Annotated in this window: 27 protein-coding genes; 22 read left to right on the top strand and 5 right to left on the bottom strand. The window is 64.2% G+C overall.

The window, feature by feature from the left end:
• Window positions 1-120 precede the first annotated feature (120 nt).
• The 5 genes from ACLFKU_RS03820 (at window position 121) to ACLFKU_RS03800 (ending at window position 3,111) form a co-directional block, all read left to right on the top strand.
• On the top strand, window positions 121-546 hold the full coding sequence (locus tag ACLFKU_RS03820) for a rhodanese-like domain-containing protein (RefSeq protein ID WP_410848208.1): 426 nt from the start codon (window positions 121-123) through the stop codon (window positions 544-546).
• Window positions 543-803 carry a glutaredoxin 3 gene (gene grxC, locus ACLFKU_RS03815; protein WP_013088272.1) on the top strand — a complete coding sequence of 87 codons (261 nt, stop codon included), beginning with the start codon at window positions 543-545 and terminating at the stop codon, window positions 801-803. Before ACLFKU_RS03820 ends, grxC begins: the two co-directional genes overlap by 4 nt.
• Before the next feature lie 149 nt (window positions 804-952).
• On the top strand, window positions 953-1,432 hold the full coding sequence (gene secB, locus ACLFKU_RS03810) for a protein-export chaperone SecB (protein ID WP_410848207.1): 480 nt from the start codon (window positions 953-955) through the stop codon (window positions 1,430-1,432).
• A gap of 22 nt (window positions 1,433-1,454) precedes the next feature.
• On the top strand, window positions 1,455-2,453 hold the full coding sequence (locus ACLFKU_RS03805; RefSeq protein WP_410848206.1) for an NAD(P)H-dependent glycerol-3-phosphate dehydrogenase: 999 nt from the start codon (window positions 1,455-1,457) through the stop codon (window positions 2,451-2,453).
• A gap of 97 nt (window positions 2,454-2,550) precedes the next feature.
• The gene (locus tag ACLFKU_RS03800; RefSeq protein ID WP_410848205.1) at window positions 2,551-3,111 is read left to right on the top strand and encodes an O-acetyl-ADP-ribose deacetylase; all 561 of its coding nucleotides are present in this window, start codon (window positions 2,551-2,553) and stop codon (window positions 3,109-3,111) included.
• On the opposite strand, the gene trmL is transcribed toward ACLFKU_RS03800, so the two are convergent.
• Both trmL and ACLFKU_RS03790 read right to left on the bottom strand, forming a co-directional pair.
• Window positions 3,084-3,554 (bottom strand): tRNA (uridine(34)/cytosine(34)/5-carboxymethylaminomethyluridine(34)-2'-O)-methyltransferase TrmL, encoded by a 471-nt coding sequence (gene trmL, locus ACLFKU_RS03795; RefSeq protein ID WP_410848204.1) that lies wholly within the window; start codon window positions 3,552-3,554, stop codon window positions 3,084-3,086. The genes ACLFKU_RS03800 and trmL overlap by 28 nt on opposite strands.
• Window positions 3,555-3,572: 18 nt before the next feature.
• Window positions 3,573-4,358 carry a phosphoribosyltransferase family protein gene (locus ACLFKU_RS03790; protein ID WP_410848203.1) on the bottom strand — a complete coding sequence of 262 codons (786 nt, stop codon included), beginning with the start codon at window positions 4,356-4,358 and terminating at the stop codon, window positions 3,573-3,575.
• A gap of 82 nt (window positions 4,359-4,440) precedes the next feature.
• Between ACLFKU_RS03790 and ACLFKU_RS03785 the strand changes: the two genes are divergently transcribed.
• The 8 genes from ACLFKU_RS03785 to ACLFKU_RS03750 all read left to right on the top strand — a co-directional run bounded on the left by ACLFKU_RS03785 (window position 4,441) and on the right by ACLFKU_RS03750 (window position 11,810).
• Window positions 4,441-5,406 carry a methyltransferase domain-containing protein gene (locus ACLFKU_RS03785; RefSeq protein WP_410848202.1) on the top strand — a complete coding sequence of 322 codons (966 nt, stop codon included), beginning with the start codon at window positions 4,441-4,443 and terminating at the stop codon, window positions 5,404-5,406.
• A gap of 395 nt (window positions 5,407-5,801) precedes the next feature.
• The gene (locus ACLFKU_RS03780) at window positions 5,802-6,278 is read left to right on the top strand and encodes a DUF2244 domain-containing protein (RefSeq protein WP_368587219.1); all 477 of its coding nucleotides are present in this window, start codon (window positions 5,802-5,804) and stop codon (window positions 6,276-6,278) included.
• 64 nt (window positions 6,279-6,342) lie between these two features.
• Window positions 6,343-7,980 carry a cytochrome c oxidase subunit II gene (gene coxB / locus ACLFKU_RS03775; RefSeq protein ID WP_410848201.1) on the top strand — a complete coding sequence of 546 codons (1,638 nt, stop codon included), beginning with the start codon at window positions 6,343-6,345 and terminating at the stop codon, window positions 7,978-7,980.
• Between the two features lie 44 nt (window positions 7,981-8,024).
• Entirely contained in the window at window positions 8,025-9,638 is a 1,614-nt protein-coding gene (ctaD, locus tag ACLFKU_RS03770; protein ID WP_410848200.1) for a cytochrome c oxidase subunit I, read from the top strand.
• Window positions 9,639-9,763: 125 nt separating this feature from the next.
• A complete protein-coding gene (locus ACLFKU_RS03765; RefSeq protein WP_368587222.1) occupies window positions 9,764-9,898 on the top strand; it encodes a cytochrome oxidase small assembly protein in 135 nt (44 codons plus the stop codon).
• Window positions 9,899-9,940: 42 nt separating this feature from the next.
• Window positions 9,941-10,567, top strand: coding sequence for a cytochrome c oxidase assembly protein (locus ACLFKU_RS03760; protein ID WP_410848199.1), 627 nt, complete (start codon window positions 9,941-9,943; stop codon window positions 10,565-10,567).
• 50 nt (window positions 10,568-10,617) lie between these two features.
• Window positions 10,618-10,827 (top strand): DUF2970 domain-containing protein, encoded by a 210-nt coding sequence (locus tag ACLFKU_RS03755; RefSeq protein ID WP_018419310.1) that lies wholly within the window; start codon window positions 10,618-10,620, stop codon window positions 10,825-10,827.
• 125 nt (window positions 10,828-10,952) lie between these two features.
• Window positions 10,953-11,810 carry a cytochrome c oxidase subunit 3 gene (locus ACLFKU_RS03750; RefSeq protein ID WP_176109649.1) on the top strand — a complete coding sequence of 286 codons (858 nt, stop codon included), beginning with the start codon at window positions 10,953-10,955 and terminating at the stop codon, window positions 11,808-11,810.
• 189 nt (window positions 11,811-11,999) lie between these two features.
• Here ACLFKU_RS03750 and ACLFKU_RS03745 read toward each other — a convergent pair whose 3' ends face one another.
• Window positions 12,000-12,209, bottom strand: coding sequence for a twin transmembrane helix small protein (locus ACLFKU_RS03745; protein WP_008921867.1), 210 nt, complete (start codon window positions 12,207-12,209; stop codon window positions 12,000-12,002).
• 111 nt (window positions 12,210-12,320) lie between these two features.
• On the opposite strand from ACLFKU_RS03745, the gene ACLFKU_RS03740 reads away from it, so the two are divergent.
• The 5 genes from ACLFKU_RS03740 to ACLFKU_RS03720 are packed head-to-tail and all read left to right on the top strand — an operon-like array spanning window position 12,321 to window position 16,452.
• The gene (locus ACLFKU_RS03740; protein ID WP_410848198.1) at window positions 12,321-13,037 is read left to right on the top strand and encodes an SURF1 family protein; all 717 of its coding nucleotides are present in this window, start codon (window positions 12,321-12,323) and stop codon (window positions 13,035-13,037) included.
• A gap of 51 nt (window positions 13,038-13,088) precedes the next feature.
• Window positions 13,089-13,775 carry an SCO family protein gene (locus ACLFKU_RS03735; protein ID WP_410848197.1) on the top strand — a complete coding sequence of 229 codons (687 nt, stop codon included), beginning with the start codon at window positions 13,089-13,091 and terminating at the stop codon, window positions 13,773-13,775.
• 22 nt (window positions 13,776-13,797) lie between these two features.
• The gene (locus ACLFKU_RS03730) at window positions 13,798-14,907 is read left to right on the top strand and encodes a COX15/CtaA family protein (protein WP_410848196.1); all 1,110 of its coding nucleotides are present in this window, start codon (window positions 13,798-13,800) and stop codon (window positions 14,905-14,907) included.
• A 5-nt stretch (window positions 14,908-14,912) separates the two neighbouring features.
• Window positions 14,913-15,818, top strand: a complete 906-nt coding sequence (gene cyoE / locus ACLFKU_RS03725; RefSeq protein WP_176136911.1) for a heme o synthase — start codon at window positions 14,913-14,915, stop codon at window positions 15,816-15,818.
• Window positions 15,819-15,822: 4 nt separating this feature from the next.
• On the top strand, window positions 15,823-16,452 hold the full coding sequence (locus tag ACLFKU_RS03720; protein ID WP_410848195.1) for an SCO family protein: 630 nt from the start codon (window positions 15,823-15,825) through the stop codon (window positions 16,450-16,452).
• Between the two features lie 76 nt (window positions 16,453-16,528).
• Here ACLFKU_RS03720 and ACLFKU_RS03715 read toward each other — a convergent pair whose 3' ends face one another.
• On the bottom strand, window positions 16,529-16,819 hold the full coding sequence (locus tag ACLFKU_RS03715) for a YciI family protein (protein WP_368587228.1): 291 nt from the start codon (window positions 16,817-16,819) through the stop codon (window positions 16,529-16,531).
• Window positions 16,820-17,090: 271 nt separating this feature from the next.
• Between ACLFKU_RS03715 and ACLFKU_RS03710 the strand changes: the two genes are divergently transcribed.
• On the top strand, window positions 17,091-17,903 hold the full coding sequence (locus ACLFKU_RS03710; protein ID WP_410848194.1) for a MetQ/NlpA family ABC transporter substrate-binding protein: 813 nt from the start codon (window positions 17,091-17,093) through the stop codon (window positions 17,901-17,903).
• A gap of 76 nt (window positions 17,904-17,979) precedes the next feature.
• On the opposite strand, the gene ACLFKU_RS03705 is transcribed toward ACLFKU_RS03710, so the two are convergent.
• Window positions 17,980-18,906: a GNAT family N-acetyltransferase gene (locus ACLFKU_RS03705; protein ID WP_410848193.1), complete on the bottom strand. Its 927-nt coding sequence runs from the start codon at window positions 18,904-18,906 to the stop codon at window positions 17,980-17,982.
• A gap of 367 nt (window positions 18,907-19,273) precedes the next feature.
• On the opposite strand from ACLFKU_RS03705, the gene ACLFKU_RS03700 reads away from it, so the two are divergent.
• The 3 genes from ACLFKU_RS03700 (at window position 19,274) to ACLFKU_RS03690 (ending at window position 22,186) form a co-directional block, all read left to right on the top strand.
• The gene (locus ACLFKU_RS03700; RefSeq protein ID WP_013088293.1) at window positions 19,274-20,008 is read left to right on the top strand and encodes a GntR family transcriptional regulator; all 735 of its coding nucleotides are present in this window, start codon (window positions 19,274-19,276) and stop codon (window positions 20,006-20,008) included.
• A gap of 74 nt (window positions 20,009-20,082) precedes the next feature.
• Window positions 20,083-21,186, top strand: a complete 1,104-nt coding sequence (nagA, locus tag ACLFKU_RS03695; protein WP_410848192.1) for an N-acetylglucosamine-6-phosphate deacetylase — start codon at window positions 20,083-20,085, stop codon at window positions 21,184-21,186.
• Window positions 21,170-22,186: an SIS domain-containing protein gene (locus ACLFKU_RS03690; RefSeq protein ID WP_410848191.1), complete on the top strand. Its 1,017-nt coding sequence runs from the start codon at window positions 21,170-21,172 to the stop codon at window positions 22,184-22,186. The genes nagA and ACLFKU_RS03690 overlap by 17 nt, the downstream gene beginning before the upstream one ends.
• Window positions 22,187-22,216: the final 30 nt, after the last annotated feature.

Below are 22,216 nucleotides of genomic sequence, written 5' to 3'. Positions count from 1 at the left end.
AGTGAGGAAGCGGTCTCGCGCTGTGCGGCGCCTTCGGCGGCGCATCGCCATCGCGTCAAACGGTTATTTTATAATGCTCGGGTTGACCTTTTCGATTTCTCTCTTTCCGGCGGATCTTCCGTGAAGTTTTTCACCGAATACACAAACCTTGTCCTGATCGCAATCGTCCTTATCTCCGGTGGGTTGCTGCTGTGGCCGACCCTCAGTCGGCGTGGACGTGGCGGCCTGTCGGCCGCTGAAGCCACCCAACTGATCAACCGGCGCAACGCGGCGGTCATCGATCTGCGGTCGTCCGCCGATTACGCCAAGGGGCACCTGCCCTCGGCACGGCATTTCGAATTCGCGGAGTTGCAGGCGAAAGTTGCGCAACTCGCGAAGAACAAGAGCAACCCGGTGCTGCTGGTATGCCAGACCGGCCAGCAGTCGAACAAGGCTGCGCGTATCGTGCAGGAAGCGGGATACGCGGAAGTCCATGTTCTCGAGGGCGGCGTCGACGCCTGGCAGAAAGCCGGTATGCCGGTTGTGAAACAAGGAGCAGCCAAGTGAACAAAGTGATCATGTACAGCACCCAGGTGTGCCCGTATTGCCAGATGGCCGAGCGTCTTTTAAAGTCGCGCGGCGTCGAGCACGTTGAGAAAGTACTGATCGATAAAGACCCGGCCCGTCGTGAGGAGATGATGACCCGGACCGGTCGTCGCACGGTGCCGCAGGTGTTCATCGGCGAGACGCATGTCGGCGGCTATGATGACCTTTCCGCGCTCGATCGCGCGGGCGGTCTGACGCCGCTGCTCGAAGCAGCCTGAGATCGCGCGTTTCGCGCCGCGCGAGCGGGCGGACCACTCGATAAGCCGGCGCGTACGCGCTCCTCGTGGAGCCGGCGAGCCGGCGCAATAATCTGGCGGCCCATGCGTGCATCGGCCGCCGCCACGCATACCTATCAGGAATCACCATCATGTCCGACGAGAATAACCAGCCGTTCTTCAACATCCAGCGCATCTATCTGAAGGACATGTCGCTCGAGCAGCCGAATTCGCCGGCAATCTTCCTCGAGCAGGAAATGCCGTCGGTCGAAGTCGAAGTCGACGTGAAGGCCGAGCGCCTCGCAGAATCCGTGTTCGAAATCCTCGTGACGGGCACGGTTACGGCCAAGGTGTCGGACAAGGTCGCGTTCCTGATCGAAGCGAAACAGGCCGGCATTTTTGACATTCGCAACATTCCTGCCGAACAGATCGATCCGCTCGTTGGCATCGCCTGCCCGACCATCCTGTTCCCGTACCTGCGTTCGAACATCGCCGACGCGATCACCCGCGCCGGTTTCCCGCCGATCCACCTCGCCGAGATCAACTTCCAGGCGCTGTACGAGCAGCGTCTCGCGCAAATTAGCGCGGCCCAGCAGGGCGACGGCGCGGCGCAAAGCGGCGTCACGCATTAAGGCGCCGCAGGCAGTGCCGGCTATGAAGGTCGCCGTTCTCGGCGCTGGCGCCTGGGGCACCGCCCTCGCCGGCCATCTGGCCTTAAGGCACGACACGGTGTTGTGGGCGCGCGAGTCCGCGCTCATGGCCGAGCTTTCCACTTCGCATGAAAACGCCCGCTATCTCGCGGGCGTTGCGTTGCCGCGCGCGCTTCGCTACGAAGCGGATCTCGGCGCGGCGCTCGATCACGCGCTCGCCGACGCTGCGCTGTGCGTGGTCGCGACGCCGGTGGCTGGCCTGCGCGGTCTGTTGCGCGCGATGCGCGATGCCGGCAAGGTGCCCGCGCATATCGTGTGGCTGTGCAAGGGTTTCGAGGCGGATTCGCAGTTGTTGCCGCATCAGGCGGTCGCGGCGGAATTGCCCGAGCATGCGAGCAACGGCGTGTTGTCCGGGCCGAGCTTCGCGCGCGAAGTCGGGCAGGGACTGCCGGTTGCGTTGACGATTGCGAGTTCGTCGTCGGTGTGCCGCGAACGCACGGTCGCGGCGTTCCATCACGGCGCGATGCGCATCTATACCGGCGACGACGTCGTCGGCGTTGAAGTTGGGGGCGCGGTGAAAAACGTGCTCGCCATCGCGACGGGCATCGCCGATGGCCTCGGCCTCGGCCTCAATGCACGCGCGGCGCTGATCACCCGCGGACTCGCCGAAATGTCGCGTCTTGGCGTGACGCTTGGTGGGCGCGCGGAAACCTTTACCGGGCTGACCGGGCTCGGCGATCTGATTCTGACCGCGACCGGTGATCTATCGCGCAACCGCACCGTGGGCCTGCAGCTCGCCACCGGCCGCACGCTCGACGACATCCTCGGCGGCCTCGGTCATGTGGCCGAAGGCGTGCGCTGCGCGAAGGCGGTCCTTTCGATCGCGCACGCCCACGCAATCGAAATGCCGATCACCCAAGCGGTCTGCGCGGTGCTGTTCGACGGCGTGGCGCCGCGCGATGCGGTCAGCGCGCTGCTGCGGCGCGATTCGAAGGCCGAATAAAGTCTTTTCTTTCAGCCGTTTAGCGCATATTCGCGTTGAACGGCTGCCTCACCTGGCTGTCCACTTCGTTATCGAGACTCCGGTCAGCGAGGTTTCCATGCCCACCTTCAATCTCAGTCACGGCACGTGCACGCTCGAAGCGCGCGTGGTCGATATCACGACGCTCGCCGTCGATGCGATCGTCAATGCCGCGAATACTTCGCTGCTCGGCGGCGGCGGCGTGGATGGCGCGATTCATCGCGCGGCCGGCAAGGAGTTGCTGCGCGAATGCGAAACGCTCGGCGGCTGCGCGACCGGCGACGCCAAAATCACCGCCGGCTATCGGCTGCCCGCGAAGCATGTGATCCATGCGGTCGGTCCAGTGTGGCGCGGCGGCGCGCATGGCGAAGCCGACCTGCTCGCATCGTGCTATCAGCGCTCGCTCGAAGTCGCGCGCGAGAAGCAGTGCACGAGCATCGCGTTTCCCGCGATCAGTTGCGGCATCTACCGTTTCCCCGCCGACGATGCGGTCAGCATCGCGGTCGGAACCGTGCTCGACACATTGCCGCGCACACCCCACGTGAAGCACGTGACGTTCGCGTGCTTCGACGACGCGATGTTCGCGCGCTACGCGGTCGAGCTCGAACGCCGTCAGGCGCCGCCCTCGAAGCCGGCCTGACGCCACGCTTCGAACACCACGACCGCCACCGTATTCGACAGATTCAGACTGCGATTGCCAGGACGCATCGGCAGACGCACGCGCTGTTCGTTCGCAAAGCGCTCGAGCACCGTGTCGGGCAGGCCGCGCGTTTCGGCGCCGAACACGAACCAGTCGCCCGGTTGAAACGCGTGGTCGTGAAAGCGCCCCGAGCCGCGCGTGGTGAACGCGAACATGCGCGACGGGTCGGGTGTTTCTTTGACGATGAACGCGTCCCAATCGGCGTGCACGTCCATTTCCGCGTACTCGTGATAGTCGAGGCCGGCGCGCCGCATCTTGGTGTCGTCGAGAGGGAAGCCGAGCGGCTCGATCAGATGCAGCCGGGCGCCGGTATTCGCGCACAGGCGAATCACGTTGCCGGTGTTGGGCGGAATTTCGGGTTCTACGAGAACGACGTTGAACATAAGGGGACCACGTAAAAGCTAGTTTTTCGGAGTGCGCAGCGCGACGAAGTTCGTGACCCGCCGCGCGCCGGCGTCCTTCAGCGTGTGCGCGAGCGCTTCGAGCGTCGCGCCGCTCGTCATCACGTCGTCGACGATGCCGACGTGCAGGCCGCGCACCGGGCGCGCGACCCGAAACGCGCGGCCGACGTTGTGCCGACGCGCATCGAGATCGAGGCGCGATTGCGGCGCGGTGTTTTGCGTTCGTTCGAGCAGCGTCGCATCGCTGCGCACGCCGAGCGCCCGGGCGAGCGGCCGCGCGATCTGCCAGGCCTGGTTATAGCCGCGCTCGGCCAGCCGGCGACCGGCGAGCGGGACTGGTGCAATCACATCGGGCCGCTCGGCCGCGTCATGCCAGTTGTCCTGAGCAAGCCGCTCGAGACGTTGCGCGAAATCGCGAGCAAGCATCAGCCGGGCGCGGAATTTCAGGCCGACCGCGAGGGTATCCAGCGGCGCGCGATAGTCGGCGAGCGCGAAGCTGGCGTCGAACGGCGGCGGCTCGGCCGCGCAATCCGCGCAGCGATACCGCGCCCGAGCGACCCAGCGTGACGCCGGCAACGGCACCGCGCAAACGGTGCAGCGCAGGCGGTTCTCGTTCCAGTAGGCCGCGTCGCACCCGTCGCACAACGTCTTATGCGACATATTGCCGCATAACGCGCACAGGTTCGGCAGCGCGACGTTCAAAGCGCGCGGCCATGCCGAATGCAGACCGCGCGCAAAACGCGCGACCTGATTTCGACACGACGAAGAAAAAGACTGGAATCGCACGAGTGAGTGCCGCTGAATGCCGTTCACGCTGAATGGTGGGGAACGAACGAGTATACTTCGAGCTCACGCCAGCACGACACACATGTCCCCAACATCCGCTCAATCTGGCCGTCCGGCCTACGATTCACGGCGCCTCAGGCGTATTTTCGACCGTCGCGCCGCTTCTTTCGACGAGGTTGCATTCCTGCCGCGCGAGATCGCGCAGCGCATGCGCGAGCGTCTCGATTACATCAAGGTGGCGCCCTCGAGCGTGCTCGATGCCGGTTGCGGCGCGGGCGAAGACATCCCCGCATTGCGCACGCGCTTTCCCGAGGCGCCGGTGTTCGGCGCCGACCTGTCGCACGGCATGCTGCGCCGCGCGCTGCGTCACGATGCCGGCGACACCAGTTGGCGACGCTTTCTTCCCGCCTCGCTCGGCAAGGCGCTCGGCGCGCGTGGCCCGCGCTTCGCGCAAGCCGATTTCTCCGCGCTGCCATTCACGGCCGGCGCATTCGAATTCATCTGGTCCAACCTTGCGCTGCACTGGCATTCGCGGCCCGATCTGGTCTTTCCCGAATGGCAGCGGGTGTTGAAGGTCAACGGTCTGCTGATGTTCAGCACGCTCGGCCCCGACACGCTAAAGGAATTGCGCGGCGCCTACGCCGAGATCGAGGCCGCGCACGGCGTCGCGTCGCGCAAGCATGTGATCGACTTCGTCGACATGCATGATCTCGGCGACATGCTCGTCGAGGCCGGCTTCGAGATTCCAGTGATGGACCAGGAGACGCTGACGATCACCTACAAGTCGCCCGAGTCGCTGCTCGCGGACGTTCGCCGCTGGGGCGCATACCCGTTCGAGCGCGATGCGCATGACGGCGCGCTCGCGCGTCGGTTGTACGAAGCCCTGCTCGCCGCGCTCGAAGCGCGCCGGGGTGCCGACGGCACGATCGCGCTGACCTTCGAGGTGATCTACGGACACGCATGGAAAGCCGTGCCGCGCACCACGGCCGAAGGACATGGCATCGTGCGGCTCGAGGACATCGGACGAGGTCCGGGCAAGCGTGGGTAGCAGATTGCGGCGCGGTCATCAACTGCTTGCCGACGGTGCGGTTGACCTGTTGCAAAAGCGGTAAAGAGGACATCCGTTATGCCTGGGATTTGCCCTTCGAAAGAGCCGCAAAATGCCGGGCAAAATGGCGCGAAGGCTTGTCGCGCCGGGCTTGCGGGCCGATCGGGGCTTGCTTGTCGATGCTATGGATCGCGCCTATAATGCGTCAGTTTGTCGCCCGACGTTCCCACATTTGGGGTGGCAAGCCCGAGGCGCAGGGCTGCAAAATGAAGTGATGCGGTAGGGGTTGTCGCGGTCGCGAGTGATGCTGTAAACAGTGACACGAGCGGCGGCCGCGAAATGCATCCGGAAGTAAAAGAAGGCAGGCCGGACGCGACGATTCGCAGGAGGCAGCGATGGGCGCATCAGATCATCTGCTGGCGGATTCAGAGCCGGTCCTCAGGGACTGGACCATGAAGCGCAACTGTTCGATATCGCCGCGGCAGTTCGTCTGTCTGTACGTGTCGCTTGCGTTGTTCTCGTTGGCAATTGCATTCATGCTGGTTCTGGTCGGTGCCTGGCTGGTGTTGCCGTTCACCGGAATCGAGTTGCTGGCGGTAGGTATCGCGTTTGCAATATATGCGCGTCATGCTGTCGATTACGAGCGCATCCGGTTGTTTCCGAACCGGCTCGTGATCGAGCAGGTCAGCGCCGAGCAGATTACGCAGTTCGAATTCAATCCGCGCTGGGTGCGGATAGAGCCGGGCGCAACGCCGCGCGATCTGATCAAGCTGGTCTCGCGCGGGCAGACGATCATGATCGGGCAACATCTCGCGCAAAATCGGCGCGCGCAGTTCGCAGGCGAACTGCGTATGTGGCTGGCACGTTGTTAGATGGTGCCGGACGCGCGGCGTTCAAGGGGGCGCGACACGCTGCCAGCGGGGTCGAGGGGTTTGAATGGAAAATTTGGGTAAGGAAGCTATGAAAACAATCAAGCGAGCGCTCATGAGCGTGCTGGCGACGAGCGGACTGCTTTTCGCCGGTGCCGCCCTGGCAGTGGGCGATGCTCCGGGCGGCCCTGCCGTCAACGCGATCAATCTCCAGCCGCCTGCATCGCGAATCGCTCAGGAGCTGTTCGACCTCCACATGTTCATGCTGCTCCTTTGCACCGTGATTTTCGTCGGTGTATTCGGTGTGATGTTCTATTCGATCTTCGCGCACCGCAAATCGAAGGGCCACCAGGCAGCCAATTTCCACGAAAGCACCACCGTCGAAATCATCTGGACGATCGTGCCGTTCATCATCGTCGTGTTGATGGCGCTGCCCGCCACCAAGGCCGTCGTCGCGATGAAGGACACCTCGAACGCCGACCTCACGATCAAAGTCACCGGCTACCAGTGGAAGTGGGGCTACGACTACGTGAAGGGTCCGGGCGAGGGCATCGGTTTCCTGTCCACGCTCGCCACGCCGCGCGCGCAAACCGAAGGCCGCGAGCCGATCTCCACGCTGTATCTGCAGGAGGTCGACAACCCGCTCGTGGTGCCGGTCAACAAGAAAATCCGCATCATCACCACCGCCAACGACGTGGTCCACTCCTGGTACGTGCCGGCCTTCGGCGTGAAGCAGGACGCGATCCCCGGCTTCGTGCGCGACACGTGGTTCAAGGCTGACCGCACCGGCACGTTCCGCGGCTTTTGTACTGAGCTGTGCGGCAAGGAACACGCGTTCATGCCGGTCGTCGTCGAAGTTCTGTCTGACGACGACTACGCCAAGTGGGTCGACACTGAGAAGAAGAAAATGGCCGCCGGCCAGGACGATCCGAACAAGACCTACGCGATGGCCGAGCTGATGGAGCGCGGCGGCAAGGTCTACGCGGCGAACTGCGCAGTCTGCCACCAGCCGACCGGCAAGGGCGCGGGCGCATTCCCGGCGCTCGACGGCAGCAAGATCGCCAACGGTCCGATCGGTCAGCACGTGAGCCTCGTGCTGAAGGGCAAGAACGCGATGCCTTCGTGGGCGCCGACGCTGAACGACGTCGAAATCGCTTCGGTGATCACGTACGAACGTAACTCCTGGGGCAACCACACGGGCGACATCCTGCAGCCGAAGCAGGTCACCGACGCGCGCAACGGCAAGCTGCCCGAAGGCGGCAACCATCTGGCCGAAGCGGGTGCCGCGGCAAGCGGCGCGGCGGCGGCATCGGGTGCGGAAGCGGCTTCGGCGCCGGCTGAAGCGTCGGGCACTGACGCAGGCGCGACGGCTGCCAATAGCGCCGAGGCCACTCTGCCGGCGAGCGTCTACTTTGAGACCGGCAAGAGCACGCTGCCGGCCGACGCGAAAGCGGCGGTCGACGCGGCCGCGGCCTACGCGAAAGCGCATCCGGACGCGAAATTCACGCTGTCGGGCTTCACCGACGCAACCGGCTCCGCCGACGTCAACGCGAAGCTCGCGAAGAGTCGTGCCGAGGCCGTTCGCGACGCACTGAAAGCAGCCGGCATTGCCGAAGACCATATTATTTTGAAGAAGCCGGAGACGATCACCGGCGGCACCGACGCGAAGGAAGCCCGGCGCGTTCAGATCAGCCCGGCAGCCTGACGTGTTCATGGTCAGCACCGCAGAATTCGCTTTAGGAGATATTCATGTCTAGCCTCGGACACGATGTAGTCGCGGGCCACGAGCACGTGCACGGCGACCATGCCCACGAAACGCCGCACGGCTGGCGCCGTTGGCTGTTCGCCACCAACCACAAGGACATCGGTACGCTGTACCTGATCTTCTCGTTCACCATGTTCCTGTCCGGGGGCGTGATGGCGCTGATGATCCGTGCCGAACTGTTCGAGCCGGGCCTGCAGATCATGCGTCCTGAGTTCTTCAACCAGTTGACCACCATGCACGGGCTGATCATGGTGTTCGGCGCGATCATGCCGGCGTTCGTCGGCTTCGCGAACTGGATGGTGCCGCTGCAGATCGGCGCATCGGACATGGCTTTCGCGCGGATGAACAACTTCAGCTTCTGGCTGCTGCCGGTCGCGGCGGTCCTGCTGGTCGGCTCGTTCTTCTCGCCGGGCGGCGCGACCGCCGCGGGCTGGACGCTGTACGCACCGCTGTCCACGCAGATGGGCCCGGGCATGGATTTCGCGATTTTCGCGGTCCACCTGATGGGCGCGTCGTCGATCATGGGCGGTATCAACATCGTCGTGACGATCCTGAACATGCGCGCACCCGGCCTCACGCTGATGAAGATGCCGATGTTCGTCTGGACGTGGCTGATCACGGCGTACCTGCTGATCGCGGTGATGCCGGTTCTCGCGGGCGCGATCACGATGGTGCTGTTCGACCGTCACTTCGGCACGTCGTTCTTCAATGCGGCAGGCGGCGGCGACCCGGTCATGTACCAGCACATCTTCTGGTTCTTCGGCCACCCCGAGGTGTACATCATGATCTTGCCGGCGTTCGGGATCGTCTCGCAGGTGATTCCGGCGTTCTCGCGCAAGCCGCTGTTCGGCTATAGCTCGATGGTGTACGCAACCGCGTCGATCGCGATCCTGTCGTTCATGGTCTGGGCGCACCACATGTTCGTGACCGGCATGCCGGTGACGGGCCAGCTGTTCTTCATGTACGCGACGATGCTGATCGCGGTGCCGACCGGCGTGAAGGTGTTCAACTGGGTCGCGACGATGTGGCGCGGTGCGCTGTCGTTCGAAACGCCAATGCTGTTCGCGGTGGGCTTCCTGATCGTGTTCACGTTCGGTGGCCTGTCGGGTCTGATGCTCGCGATGGCACCACTCGACATCCAGTATCACGGCACTTATTTCGTGGTCGCGCACTTCCACTACGTGCTGGTGGCGGGGTCACTGTTCGCGCTGTTCTCCGGGTGGTACTACTGGGCACCGAAGTGGACCGGCTGGATGTACAACGAAACGCGCGGCAAGATCCACTTCTGGGCGTCGATGTTCTTCTTCAACCTCGCGTTCCTGCCGATGCACTTCGTCGGTCTCGCGGGCATGCCGCGTCGCTATGCGGACTACCCGGCACAGTTCACCGACTGGAACCAGGTGATCTCGATCGGCGCATTCGGCTTCGGTTTGTCGCAGGTCTACTTCCTGTTCGCGGTGGCGCTGCCGGCTTACCGTGGTGGCGGTGAGCTCGTCGAAGCGGGCGATAAGCCGTGGGACGGCGCAACGGGCCTCGAGTGGACCGTGCCGAGCCCGGCTCCGTTCCACACGTTCGAGCATCCGCCTACCGTCGAATAAGCGTCATCCGGCGAAGTGCCGGGTTCCGGCGGCGCGACACATGCCGCTACCGGGACTGGGCGCTTCGCGAGGCGGCTGCAGTCGGGCGGTCTCACCAGTCAAGAACCGTATTCAGAAAGTCGAGCATGACGCGCAATCCACAGGAAAGACGTACGCCGGAGCAGATTCTCACGGGCAACAGGCGCATAGGGTTGGTGATGTTCGCAATCGCCGCGGTGTTTTTCGCGAGCATCATTCTGAAGCAGTGCTGGTTCAGCTAACACCGCAGTCGCAGTCCGTATGCAGGTTTGTTGAGGATTCAGATGTCGACGCAACCGCCGGCCGAGGCCGACCGCTCTTTCAACCGTTCGATGCTGATCAAGCTGTTCGTCGTCGCTTTGATGATGTTCGGTTTCGGTTTCGCGCTGGTGCCGATGTATCGCGCGATCTGCCAGATCACGGGCGTGAACAACCTCGTGCAGCGCGACGTTTCGGCGCGCGAGGCGAAGAATACGCAGGTCGACATGAGCCGCACGATTTCGATCGAATTCGATGCGAACGCACGCGGCCTGTTGGGTTTCAAGCCGGAGCAGCGCAGTCTGGACGTGCATCCGGGGGAAGTGACGACCGTCATGTACGACGTCAGCAACGAGCAGTCGCGCACGATCCGTGCGCAGGCGATTCCGAGCTACGCGCCGAAGCAGGCGACCGAGTACTTCAGGAAGATCGAGTGTTTCTGTTTCACGCAGCAGACGTTGAACGCGAACGAAACGAAGCGGATGCCGGTGGTGTTCGTGGTCGACCCGAAGTTGCCGAAGGACGTGAAGACGATCACGCTGTCGTACACGTTTTTCGAGTTGAACACGCCGGCGGCGGCAAGCGCGGATGACGCGGCGCCGAAGGGGAATGCAGTGAACAACGCCGCAGCCACTCCCGCGAAGCCGGCCTGAAGCAGCTTGGACGGCGCGAGCCGCGGACGAACGAAGGAAGACGAAGCGAGATGAACGATAACGGCGGCAGTCCGCGCAAGAGCAGTTTCGGTCAGTCGATGCGCGCGGTGTTCTGGTCGTTTTTCGGCGTGCGCAAGCGCCGCGATCTCGAGGCGGACGCGACGCAGCTGAACCCGCTGCATGTGATCGTGGCGGCGCTGATCGGTGCGGCCGTTCTGATCGGGGTACTGATTCTGGTCGTGCGCCTCGTGGTCGGTTGAGGCAGTAGCAGGGCACAGCAGCACAGAAGAGCCCACGAATTAGAGAGAAGCGGTGCGGTATCGACGCGCCGCCGAAGATACAGCCGGAGATTCCGGAACAACTGGACTGAAGTGGAGAATCAAGAATGAGCGGTCAAAACGAGAGCCCGTACTATTTCGTACCGCATCCGTCGCGGCATCCGATCAGCGCCGCTACCGGGTTGCTGGTCATGCTCGGATCGCTTGCGGCCTGGATCAATGACCACACGTGGGCGCCGCTCGGCGTGCTCATCGGTCTGCTGTGGCTGCTCTTTACGCTGTGGCACTGGTTTGGCGACGCGATCGCCGAGTCGGAAGGCGGCATGTACGGCAAGAACGTCGACCGCTCGTACCGCTGGAGCATGAGCTGGTTCATCTTCTCCGAAGTGATGTTCTTCGGCGCATTCTTCGGCGCGCTGTTCTATGCTCGCGAAATCGCGATGCATCAGTTGGGCAGCCTCGACTACAAGCTGATCTGGCCGGACTTCACGGCGGTGTGGCCGAACAACGGCCCGGCCGAACTCGTGGGCACCTACAAGTCGATGCAGCCGTGGCCGGTGCCGACCATCAACACGGCGCTGCTGCTGTCGTCGGGTGCGACGCTGACGGTGTCGCACCACGCGCTGCGCGACAACCATCGTAAGAAGGCGATCGCGTGGCTCGCGGCGACCCTCGTGCTGGGCGTGTGCTTCCTGTTCCTGCAGGGTTTCGAATACTTCCATGCATACCACGAGCTGAACCTGACGCTGGCTTCGGGCATTTACGGTTCGACGTTCTTCCTGCTGACCGGCTTCCACGGCTTTCACGTGTTCCTCGGCGGCACGATGCTCGCCGTCGTGCTGGCGCGCCTGATTCGTGGCCACTTCACGCCGGAACATCACTTCGCGTTCGAAGGCGCGGCTTGGTACTGGCACTTCGTCGACGTCGTGTGGCTCGGTCTGTACGTCGTCGTGTACTGGCTGTAATGCAGTCAGACCCGCGCGCGCCGCACGTCGGCGCAGGCGCGGGACGTGCGCAACACCTGTCAGGCGGCGCGCACGAGCAGTATGCAAGGATGAATGCGGCGCCGCCCTCGACCTGTCAGGGCGGCGTTTTGTTTGGTGGCGGGAAAATTTTGCCGCCGACGCATTGCGCCGGCGACTTATCCGCGAGCGTCAGCGCCCGTACGGAATCCCGGTCGACTGAATCCAGCCCATCCAGTGTGCGAACAGGATGAACAGGAACAGCGAGATCGACAGGCCCACCCGCGTGGCGAGCGACCAGACCATCCGCTTGGTCTTGCCTTTGTCGTGCATCATGAAATACAGCGCCGACACCATGCTGGCGATGATCAGAGCAAAGGCGATGGGAACGATAATGTGCATGGAACCAACTGAAACCGGAAAGCGCAGTGGCAAGACACTCATTATCGCACCGCGCGCGGGCGTCTGCCGCAGGTTCCCGGCGGCCCTGCACGCGATGACGGAGTACCTGCAATGAAGTTTCGCCTGATTCCCGTGCTGCTGATCCTGCTGGTCGTCGTCGTGACGGTGCGGCTCGGTTTCTGGCAGCGCGATCGCGCGCATCAGAAGGAAGCGCTCGAGGCGCGCATCACGCAGTTCGAGAACGCGCCCGCGCTGCCCGTCAGCGCGACGCCGCTCGCGCTGAAAGACGTCGAGTTTCATCGCGTGAAGGCGCGCGGCAGTTTCGTCGCGGACAAGGTCGTGTACCTCGATAACCGTCCGTATAACGATCAGCCGGGCTTTTACGTCGTGATGCCTTTTAAACTCGCCGACGGCGGCTATGTACTCGTCAATCGCGGCTGGCTGCCGCGCAACCTGAGCAATCGCGAGACCATCGCGCCGTATACGACGCCGTCGGGCGAGGTCGAGATCGATGGGATTGCGCGAGCCGACGCGTCACGCGCGTTCGAGCTCGGCGAGGGCGGATCGGCCGCGCATCACCTGATCCGGCAGAATCTCGATGTCGCCGCGTACGCCGCGGAAACCGGATTGCCGCTGCAATCGTTCGTGATCCAGCAGATCGGCGACACTCACGACGGCCTGGTGCGCGACTGGCCCGCGCCGACCACCGGCGTCGAACGCAACTACGGCTACATGCTGCAGTGGTGGGGCATGGCCGCCGCTGCGCTCGCGTTCGGTCTCTATGCGGCGCGCCGCGCGGGCAAAAAAGAACACGCGCCGGGCGCGTGAAGAACGCACGGCACGGCTCGCCGCCGTTCAAACATTGAAAGAGGTTCTGTAGTGTCGACTCATACTCCCCGTTCGCCGGAAGTTGGCAAACCCGCTGACAAACCCACCGGCAAAGCCGCCGCGGCCAGGCCGATGCCCGGCCAACCGAACGGCCCGGGTTCGTGGCGGCGCGGCCGCTGGGTGCTGCTGCTCCTCGCGGTGATCTGCGCGGCGCCGATCGCGATCTCGTACTTCATGTACTACGTCATCAAGCCGACCGGCGGTAGCACGAACTACGGCACGCTGATCGACCCGCAACGGCCGATCCCCGACTCGCTCGTGGTGACCGGCGAGGACGGTAAGCCGCTGAAGCTCGCGTCGCTGCACGGCCGCTGGCTGATGATCTCGGTCGACAACAGCGCGTGCGACAAAGCTTGCGTGACAAAGCTGTACTTCATGCGACAAATCCGCGCAGCGCAGGGCCCGGAACGCGAGCGCGTCGTGGAGGTGTGGCTGCGCACCGATGCGGACAAGGTCGCCGATGTGATACAAACCGCCTACCCCGACACCGAGATGCTGATCGCCGATCCGGCGCAGGTTGCCGCGTGGCTGCCCGCCGACACCGGCACGCAGATCACCGACCACATTTACCTGGTCGATCCGAACGGCAATCTGATGATGCGTTTTCCGAAAGACGCGAACCCGAGCAAGATCAAGGGCGACCTGACCAAGCTGCTCAAGTGGTCGACCATCGGCTGAAGCCGCAACCTGGGTAAATGAGATGTTCGTATTGCAACTGGGCCTGATCGGCTTGTGTATCGCGTTGCTGCCGCTGTCCTACGTATGGGTCACGGCCGACGACAACAAATTCCGCAAGCTGGTCTGGCTCACCACCTTCCTGACGCTCGACCTCGTGATGTTCGGCGGCTTCACGCGCCTCACGGATTCGGGCCTCGGCTGCCCGGACTGGCCCGGCTGCTACGGCACGTCGTCGCCGTTCATCGCGCACGCGGCGATTTCCGCCGCCTACCAGGCGATGCCGAGCGGCCCCGTCAGCATGACGAAGGCGTGGATCGAAATGATCCACCGCTACTTCGCGATGGCGATCGGCGTGCTGATCATCGCGCAAACGGTCATCGCGTGGACGGCGCGCATCAAGCGTCGTCCGCTGCATGTGTCACCGTGGTGGCCGACTTCGCTGCTGCTCCTGATCGTCGTGCAGGGCGCCTTTGGCGCGTGGACCGTGACGATGAAGCTGCAGCCGATCATCGTGACCACGCATCTGCTGCTCGGCCTCGCGCTGCTCGGCACGCTCGGCTGGCTCGCGGCGCGCTTGACGCCGCTGCCCGCCTACGAGCCGGAGGCCGCGCGCTGGCGCGCGGCGGCGCTCGCGGGTCTTGGTCTGCTGGTACTGCAGATTGCGCTGGGCGGCTGGGTCAGCACGAACTACGCGGTGCTCGCGTGCACCGACTTCCCGACCTGCAACGGCCAATGGATTCCGCCGATGGACTTCGCGCACGGCTTTCATCTGTGGCGCGCGCTCGGCATGACCGGCGACGGCGACGTGATCACCCAGGATGCGCTGGTCGCGATTCACTGGACGCATCGCACGTTTGCGTTCGCCGTGATCGCGTATCTGGTGTGGTTCGCGGTGAAGATGCGCCGTTTCGAGTCGCTGCGGCGACCCGCCAACGGCGTGCTGCTGGTGGTGCTGATCCAGTTCATCACCGGCTTGTCGAACATCGTGCTGCAATGGCCGTTGCCGATCGCGGTCGCCCATAACGGCGGGGCCGCGATCCTGCTGCTATTGCTCGTTATGTTAAACTTTCGGATCGCTTATAGCCGTCCCGGCCGCGCTGCGATCCCTGCGCGCGAAGCCGCGCCAGCGTGACTCACATGGACAGCACAACACTCTCCCAATCGCCCGGCAGCCGGGTCTCCCAATATCTCGCACTGACCAAGCCGCGTGTTACGCAGCTCGCGGTATTCTGCGCGGTCATCGGCATGTTCCTGTCGACGCCGGGCATGGTGCCGTGGACCGTCCTGATCGGCGGCACCGTCGGCATCTGGCTGCTGGCCGGCGCCGCGTTCGCGATCAATTGCCTCGTCGAGCAGCAGATCGACGCGAAAATGCGCCGCACGTCGTGGCGTCCGTCGGCGCGCGGCGAAATCACTACCCCGCAAATCCTGCTGTTCTCGGCCGTGCTCGGCGGCCTCGGCATGTGGACGCTGTACACGTTCGCCAATCCGCTGACCATGTGGCTGACGCTCGCCACGTTCGTCGGCTATGCGGTCATCTATACGCTGCTGCTCAAGCCGGCCACGCCGCAGAACATCGTGATCGGCGGCGCGTCGGGCGCGATGCCGCCGGCGCTCGGCTGGGCAGCGGTCACGGGCCACGTGCCCGGCGACGCATGGATCCTCGTGCTGATCATCTTCGTATGGACGCCGCCGCATTTCTGGGCGCTCGCGCTGTATCGCCGCAAAGACTACGAAAACGCCGGCCTGCCGATGCTGCCGAACACGCACGGCGAAAAGTACACGCGCCTGCATATCCTGCTCTACACGGTCATTCTGTTCGCGGTCACGCTGATGCCGTTCATCTCCGGCATGAGCGGCGTCGTGTATCTCGCGGCGGCGGTGCTGCTTGGCGCCGTGTTTCTGGCGTATGCGTGGAAGATCTACCGGGAGTATTCGGACGAGCTCGCGCGCAAAACCTTCCGTTATTCGATCGTCTATCTGTCGCTGCTGTTCGCCGCGCTGCTGATCGACCACTATGCGCGCGTCGTAATCGGCGCGTAACACCATGCTCAACAACCGCTTTGCGCGCGTCGCGCGCGCCGCTGTGATCGCTTGCGCGCTCGGCGCGGCGTTGGGCAGCACACTGCTGATGACCGGTTGCGGCAAGCAGCCGCCGGCTTTTACGAATCTGGACATCACCGGCAACACACAATTCGCCAGCGATTTCTCATTGCCCGACACGTCCGGCAAGATTCGCACGCTTGCCGACTACAAAGGCAAGGTCGTCGTGCTGTTCTTCGGCTATACGCATTGCCCGGACGTCTGCCCGACGACGATGGCCGAGCTGTCACAGGCGTTGCAGCAACTCGGTCCGGAAGCCGCGAAGAGGGTGCAGGTGCTGTTCGTCACGCTCGACCCCGAGCGCGACACGCCGCAGTTGCTCGCGCAATACGTGCCGGCGTTCAATCCGAGCTTCGTGGGCTTGCGTCCTGCCAGCGAAGAGCAACTGGCGAAGCTCGCGAAAGACTTCCGCGTCTACTACGCGAAGGTACCGGGCAAGACGCCCGACAGCTACACGATGGACCACACGGCCGCGAGCTATGTGTTCGACACGGACGGCAAGCTGCGTCTGTTCGCGCGCGATGGTCAGGGCGCGACGCCGTGGGTGCACGACTTCAAGCTTCTGCTCGATTGACGCGCATCGCAGGCGGCTTTTTTATCGCGACGCCGCTCACGCGTCCCCGCATCGATCTCCTCTTCGCAACTCGCGCTCAAACCGGCGTCGGCAGATTCAGCCCCGGCGCGACACGCGTTGCCTTGAACTCCGTCACCTCGTAGCGCGCGAGCTGTTGCTCGGCGAACGGATCGCTCGCGAGAATGCGATCCAGCCTGTCGCGCTCTATACCCACCGCGATGATGATGCCGCCGTCGCGCGGCACTTTCGGGCCGGCCGCGACGAAGATGCCCGCGTCGAACTGCGTTGCGAGAAACGCGCGATGCGCGTCGAGCGCGTCGTCGATGCGATCGAGCGGGGCGGTGTAGATCAGGTTGATTAGATACATGGTCGTTCTCAGTGGCGGTTGAGTGGGCCGTGCGAGGCCACGGCTCCAGATTATCGGTTAGCTGCGGTTTTGCGTCGCGCTAGCCAGCGCGCTCGCGCTATGCATATCCATATGCGCTAAGGGTATTTTCCAACTTGCCGCTCGTATGAAACAATTTTGGGCTTGGCCGACGGCGCACCGGCACGAACCGGAGCGCCGCCCATTTTCATCCGACTCCGGCATCCATCGGAGCAATCGACTCAAAAAGTCGAACCGCAACAGCGAGAAACACATGCAGCGCAGAAATATCCTCAAAGCCCTCACCGCAGTCGTCGCCGGCGCGGCGATCCTCACCAGCTTCGGCGCGCACGCCGACGACAAGGTCATCAAGGTCGGCACGATCGGCGGTCCGGACGCGCAGATCTGGGAAGTCGTCACCAAGGTTGCGAAGCGCGAAGGCCTGAACGTAAAGGTCGTCGAGTTCAACGACTACATCCAGCCGAACGCCGCGCTCGACGCGGGCGACCTCGACGCCAACAGTTTCCAGCACCAGCCGTACCTCGATAGCCAGATCAAGCAACGCGGCTACAAGCTCGTCAACGCGGGCCTCACGTACATCTCGCCGCTCGGCGCGTACTCGAAGAAGCTGAAGTCGCTGAAGGACCTGCCGCAAGGCGCGAAGGTCGCGGTGCCGAACGATCCGTCGAACGAAAATCGCGCGTTGCTGTTGCTGCAGGCGCAAGGCCTGATCAAGCTGAAGGACGGCGCGGCCACGGGCGGCAACAACGCGACGCCGCTCGACGTCGTCGACAATCCGAAGAAGATCAAGTTCGTCGAGCTCGACGCCGCGCAACTGCCGCGTTCGCTCGCCGACGTCGATGCCGCCGTCATCAACACGAACTTCGCGCTGGCCGCCGGCCTGCAGCCGACCAAGGACGCGATCGCGCTCGAAGACATCCACAGCCCGTACGCGAACCTGATCGCCGTGCGCACGAAGGACAAGGCGCAGCCGTGGGTGAAGAAGCTGGTCGCCGCGTATCAGTCGGAAGACGTGCGCCAGTTCATCAAGACGCAGTTCAAGGGTTCGATGGTGCCGTCGTTCTAAGCGACGCGTTCGGCGCGATCATACGCGCAGTCGCATAGCATCGAGAAAAGCACGCGCCGCACAGGCGCGTGCTTTTTTATAGCTCCAACTCCCACCTTTCGATCATCAGATCGTGGCCGAAGCGGCGCTGCGTCGCGCTGTCGGCCAGCTTGAACCCAGCGCGCTCGCAAAGCCGCCGCGGCTCTGCCAATGCGTTCGCGGTGGTCAGCGTCAGCTTCGTGTAGCCCGCGCGCCGCGCGAAGCGCACGCATTCGCTGATCAGCTGCGTGCCGATGCCGAGTCGCCGCACGTCCGGTTCGACCCACAGCAGGCGTACGCCAGCGACCGTCGTCGAGACCCCGACGAGGCAAACCGAGCCGACCACCAGACCTTCCTGTTCGGCGATCCAGCACTTCTCGCGCAGTGGGTCGTTGCGCTGCGCGTACTCGGCGACGACGCGCGCGAGCAAGCCCTCGAACGTGTGATCCCAACCATACTGGGCGGCGAACCACTGCGCCTGCCGATGCACGAGCCAGCCGCATTCGCCGGCGCGCGGCTGACGCAGCACCACGAGCTCATGCTTCGGCTGGTCGCCGAGCAGCCGCTCAATCAGCTTCATCGCGGCGATCAACTGCTCCTGCGATAGCGCGCTGAGTTTGTCGAGCAGGCCGAGTGCTTCGTGGATGGCGGCGGCGTCGAGCGGCGCGTAGGTTGCGTGGCCGTGCTCGGTGAGCGCGATCAGCGACTGGCGCGCGTCGGTGTCGGACGGGCGGCGCGAGATCAGGTTGCGTCGCTCGAAACTGGTCAGCAAGCGGCTCAGATAGCCACTATCGAGTCCGAGCGCGCGCCCGAGCACCGATGCGGTCTGCGCACGGGCACGCGATAGCTCGTGCAGCACGCGCACTTCCGTCAGCGAGAACTCGCTTCGCGCCAGATGCTCGTGCAGGGCGCCGATGCACTGGGTATAGAAGCGATTGAAATGGCGGACGGCCTGAGCGCGCCGCAGCGCCTCGGAATCAGTCAAGGACGGCTCCCCGAAACTTTTTGTGGTCGGTACAGCGCACTATATCGGCACGACCCTTATTTACAAAGCCAGTCCATCGCAGCCACGCGCCAAGTGGTATTAAACAGGTATTGATCATTGAGCGTGTTTTGATACCACTAAAGGCCGTTCGCCGCTCGCTGGTATCGCCAGTTGGTCCGATCCGGGAAAGTCCTGGTCTGCGAATCCCTTTCTCATCAGCCCGCAAAACTGCCTCTGAGCCTTACCTCATAAGGCTTTCCGGTGGTATCGACCGGCATGGTACCAGTCCGTTGACTGGTATTGTGTTGGTTATATAATGGGCTCTCATTTTTCGAGGCCGTGCTGCTCGCGGCGTCCTTGGAGCCCCATGGAAACTCGCTGGTCCGCATTGATGCCTGACGTGCGCAACGTCACGCCGCTCTACCTGCAGCTCGCGCGCAACCTAGCGACGGCGATCCATTGTGGCGTCTGGTCGGCCGGCGAGGCTCTGCCTTCCGAGCGCACACTGTCCGACGCGATCGGCGTATCGCGCATCACCGCGCGCAAGGCGATCGAACTGCTGGTCGAGCAGGGGCTGATCCGGCGCTCGCGCGGCGCCGGTAGCTTTATCACGCCGCGCGTCGAAGACCCGCTGTCGCGTCTCACCGGCTTCACGAAGAAGATGCAGCAGCGCGGTTTTCGCCCGGATTCAGTCTGGCTCGAACGCGACGTGCGCGCTGCCAATCGCGACGAGCTGCTGCACCTCGGCCTGTCGCCGGGAGCGGCTGTCGCGAGCCTGCGGCGGCTGCGGCGTGCGGACGGCATCGTGATGGCGGTCGAGCATTCGGCGCTGCCGGTCGCGATCGTGCCCGATCCGCTCGTGATCGGCGACTCGCTGTACAGCTATCTCGAGCAACGCGGCGCGGCTGTGGTGCGCGCGCTGCAGCACTTCCGCGCGGTCAACGCGTCGAGCGAAATCGCCGCGCTGATGGACATCGAACCGCGCACCGCACTGCTGGTCATTACCCGTATCGGCTACAGCGCGGATCAGCGCGCGATCGAGCTGACCGACACCTATTGCCGCGACGACTACTATGACTTCGTCGCTGAATTGCGCACCTGAATTGCGAGGGCCGCATAGGCCGCAGGTCCGGCGAACGCATTTTTGCCGCATACGCATCACGCACAGAGAGACTCATGCTGACCGGAAACATACTCACCACCGAAGGGTGGATCCACGGCACGCTCGAATACGAAAACGGCCGCATCACGGCGCTGTCAGGCGAGCGGGTCGATCCGTCGACGAACGACGCGCCGTACATCCTGCCCGGCTTCATCGATCTGCACGTGCATGGCGGCGGCGGCGCCGACGTGATGGAAGCCGGCGACGCGATCGAAACGATCACGCGCACGCATGCTCGCTACGGCACCACGAGCCTGCTCGCCACGACGATGACCGCGCCCCGCGACGAACTGATGAACGTCGTCGCCGGGCTCGGCACCGTCACGCGGGTGCGCACGCCGGGCTGTGCGCGTGTGCTCGGCGTGCATCTGGAAGGACCGTATATCAACCCCGGCAAGCTCGGCGCGCAGCCCGACGCGGCGGTATCGGCGGTGTTGGACGAGGTGCTCAAGTATCTGTCGATCGCGCCGATCCGCGTCGTCACGCTGGCGCCCGAGATCGCCGGCCACATGGAGATCATCTCCGAGATGGCGGCGCGCGGCGTGCGCGTGCAGCTCGGCCATTCGCTCGGCACCTACGACGACGCGGTCGCCGCGCTCAAGCACGGCGCGTGCGGCTTCACGCATCTGTTCAACGCGATGTCGCCGTTGCATCACCGCAACCCTGGCCTCGTCGGCGCAGCGCTCGCGCACGCCGAGTACGCCGAAATCATTCCCGACCTGCTGCACGTGCATCCGGGTGCGATCCGCACCGCGCTGCGTGCAATACCGCGCCTGTATGTGGTGACGGACAGCACGTCGGCGACCGGCATGCCCGACGGCGAGTACCGCCTCGGCAGCCAGCACGTGACCAAGTGTCTCGGCGGCGTACGTTTGGCCGACGGCACGCTCGCGGGCAGCACGCTGACGATGGATCAGGCGCTGCGCAATCTTGTCTCGATCGGCCTGCCGATCGCCGATGTATCCCACCGTTTGTCGCGCTACGCCGCCGACTATCTCGGCATCGAAGACCGCGGCCGCATCGCGCGCGGTGCGTGGGCCGACGTGGTCGTCTTCGACCGCGAGCTGGCGCTTAGCGCAACCTACGTCGAAGGAGAAGCCATTGTCGAATATGCTTAAAGAAGCGCTCGCGTCCGCCGCAACGGTCGCCGAGCAGCTCAAGGACACCTCGCGCGTCGCGGCGCTCGCCGCGAAGCTCGCGCAACAGCCGCGCCACGTCGCGCTGACCGTCGCGCGCGGCAGCTCCGACCACGCCGCCAGTTACTTTGCATCGCTGACGATGAGCCGCCTGGGCGTGCCGGTCGCGTCGCTACCGATGTCGGTCGCGACGCTGCAGCAGGCGCCGCTGCAGGTGCGCGATCAGCTTGCGCTCGCGTTTTCGCAATCGGGCAAGAGCCCCGACCTCGTCGGCACGATGAACGCGTTGCGTGCAGCCGGCGCGCTGACGGTCGCCGCCGTCAACGCACCGAGCTCACCGCTGGCCGACGCCTGCGAGTGGCATCTGCCGCTCGTCGCCGGTCCCGAACTGAGCGTCGCGGCGACCAAGAGCTACATCGCGATGCTGTCGATCTCCGCGCAGCTGGTCGCACATTGGCAGAACGACGCCGAGTTGCTCGCTGGACTAAATACGCTGCCCGACGCGCTGGAACGCGCGGGCCGGCTCGACTGGTCGATGGCCGTCAACGAGTTGCGCGGCATCGAGCGGATGATCGTGATCGGCCGCGGCCTTGGCCTCGCGATCGCGCAGGAGGCCGCGCTGAAGCTGAAGGAAACTTCCGGCATCCAGGCCGAAGCGTTTTCGAGCGCGGAAGTGCGTCATGGTCCGATGGAACTGATCGATCGCGACTATCCGCTGCTCGTGTTCGCACCGCGCGGGCCAGAGCAGGCGGGTCTGCTGCAACTCGCGCACGACATGCGCGCGCGCGGCGCGCGCGTGCTGCTCGCGGCACCCGACGACGTCGCGGACGCTTCGCTGCCGCTCGTCGCTACCGCACACGCGGCGCTCGATCCGATCGCCGCCATCCTGTCCTTTTACGTGATGGCCGCGGATCTTGCCGCCGCGCGCGGGCGCAATCCGGACGCGCCACGCCATCTGAATAAAGTCACCGAAACTCACTGACGAGAACGACGATGCGACGTGTCGAGAAGT

This window comes from Paraburkholderia sp. EG304, from assembly GCF_046543485.1.
Lineage (GTDB): Bacteria > Pseudomonadota > Gammaproteobacteria > Burkholderiales > Burkholderiaceae > Paraburkholderia > Paraburkholderia youngii.
This window is presented reverse-complemented; position numbering and strand designations above follow the sequence as displayed.

Bases quoted from the DNA above. Each gene is read 5' to 3' on its own strand.
- secB (WP_410848207.1), top strand. From the start codon at position 953: ATGTCCGACGAGAATAACCAGCCGTTCTTCAACATCCAGCGCATCTAT.
- ACLFKU_RS03805 (WP_410848206.1), top strand. From the start codon at position 1,455: ATGAAGGTCGCCGTTCTCGGCGCTGGCGCCTGGGGCACCGCCCTCGCC.
- ACLFKU_RS03800 (WP_410848205.1), top strand. From the start codon at position 2,551: ATGCCCACCTTCAATCTCAGTCACGGCACGTGCACGCTCGAAGCGCGC.
- trmL (WP_410848204.1), bottom strand. From the start codon at position 3,554: ATGTTCAACGTCGTTCTCGTAGAACCCGAAATTCCGCCCAACACCGGC.
- ACLFKU_RS03785 (WP_410848202.1), top strand. From the start codon at position 4,441: ATGTCCCCAACATCCGCTCAATCTGGCCGTCCGGCCTACGATTCACGG.
- ACLFKU_RS03780 (WP_368587219.1), top strand. From the start codon at position 5,802: ATGGGCGCATCAGATCATCTGCTGGCGGATTCAGAGCCGGTCCTCAGG.
- coxB (WP_410848201.1), top strand. From the start codon at position 6,343: ATGGAAAATTTGGGTAAGGAAGCTATGAAAACAATCAAGCGAGCGCTC.
- ctaD (WP_410848200.1), top strand. From the start codon at position 8,025: ATGTCTAGCCTCGGACACGATGTAGTCGCGGGCCACGAGCACGTGCAC.
- ACLFKU_RS03765 (WP_368587222.1), top strand. From the start codon at position 9,764: ATGACGCGCAATCCACAGGAAAGACGTACGCCGGAGCAGATTCTCACG.
- ACLFKU_RS03760 (WP_410848199.1), top strand. From the start codon at position 9,941: ATGTCGACGCAACCGCCGGCCGAGGCCGACCGCTCTTTCAACCGTTCG.
- ACLFKU_RS03755 (WP_018419310.1), top strand. From the start codon at position 10,618: ATGAACGATAACGGCGGCAGTCCGCGCAAGAGCAGTTTCGGTCAGTCG.
- ACLFKU_RS03750 (WP_176109649.1), top strand. From the start codon at position 10,953: ATGAGCGGTCAAAACGAGAGCCCGTACTATTTCGTACCGCATCCGTCG.
- ACLFKU_RS03745 (WP_008921867.1), bottom strand. From the start codon at position 12,209: ATGCACATTATCGTTCCCATCGCCTTTGCTCTGATCATCGCCAGCATG.
- ACLFKU_RS03740 (WP_410848198.1), top strand. From the start codon at position 12,321: ATGAAGTTTCGCCTGATTCCCGTGCTGCTGATCCTGCTGGTCGTCGTC.
- ACLFKU_RS03730 (WP_410848196.1), top strand. From the start codon at position 13,798: ATGTTCGTATTGCAACTGGGCCTGATCGGCTTGTGTATCGCGTTGCTG.
- cyoE (WP_176136911.1), top strand. From the start codon at position 14,913: ATGGACAGCACAACACTCTCCCAATCGCCCGGCAGCCGGGTCTCCCAA.
- ACLFKU_RS03720 (WP_410848195.1), top strand. From the start codon at position 15,823: ATGCTCAACAACCGCTTTGCGCGCGTCGCGCGCGCCGCTGTGATCGCT.
- ACLFKU_RS03715 (WP_368587228.1), bottom strand. From the start codon at position 16,819: ATGTATCTAATCAACCTGATCTACACCGCCCCGCTCGATCGCATCGAC.
- ACLFKU_RS03710 (WP_410848194.1), top strand. From the start codon at position 17,091: ATGCAGCGCAGAAATATCCTCAAAGCCCTCACCGCAGTCGTCGCCGGC.
- ACLFKU_RS03700 (WP_013088293.1), top strand. From the start codon at position 19,274: ATGGAAACTCGCTGGTCCGCATTGATGCCTGACGTGCGCAACGTCACG.
- nagA (WP_410848192.1), top strand. From the start codon at position 20,083: ATGCTGACCGGAAACATACTCACCACCGAAGGGTGGATCCACGGCACG.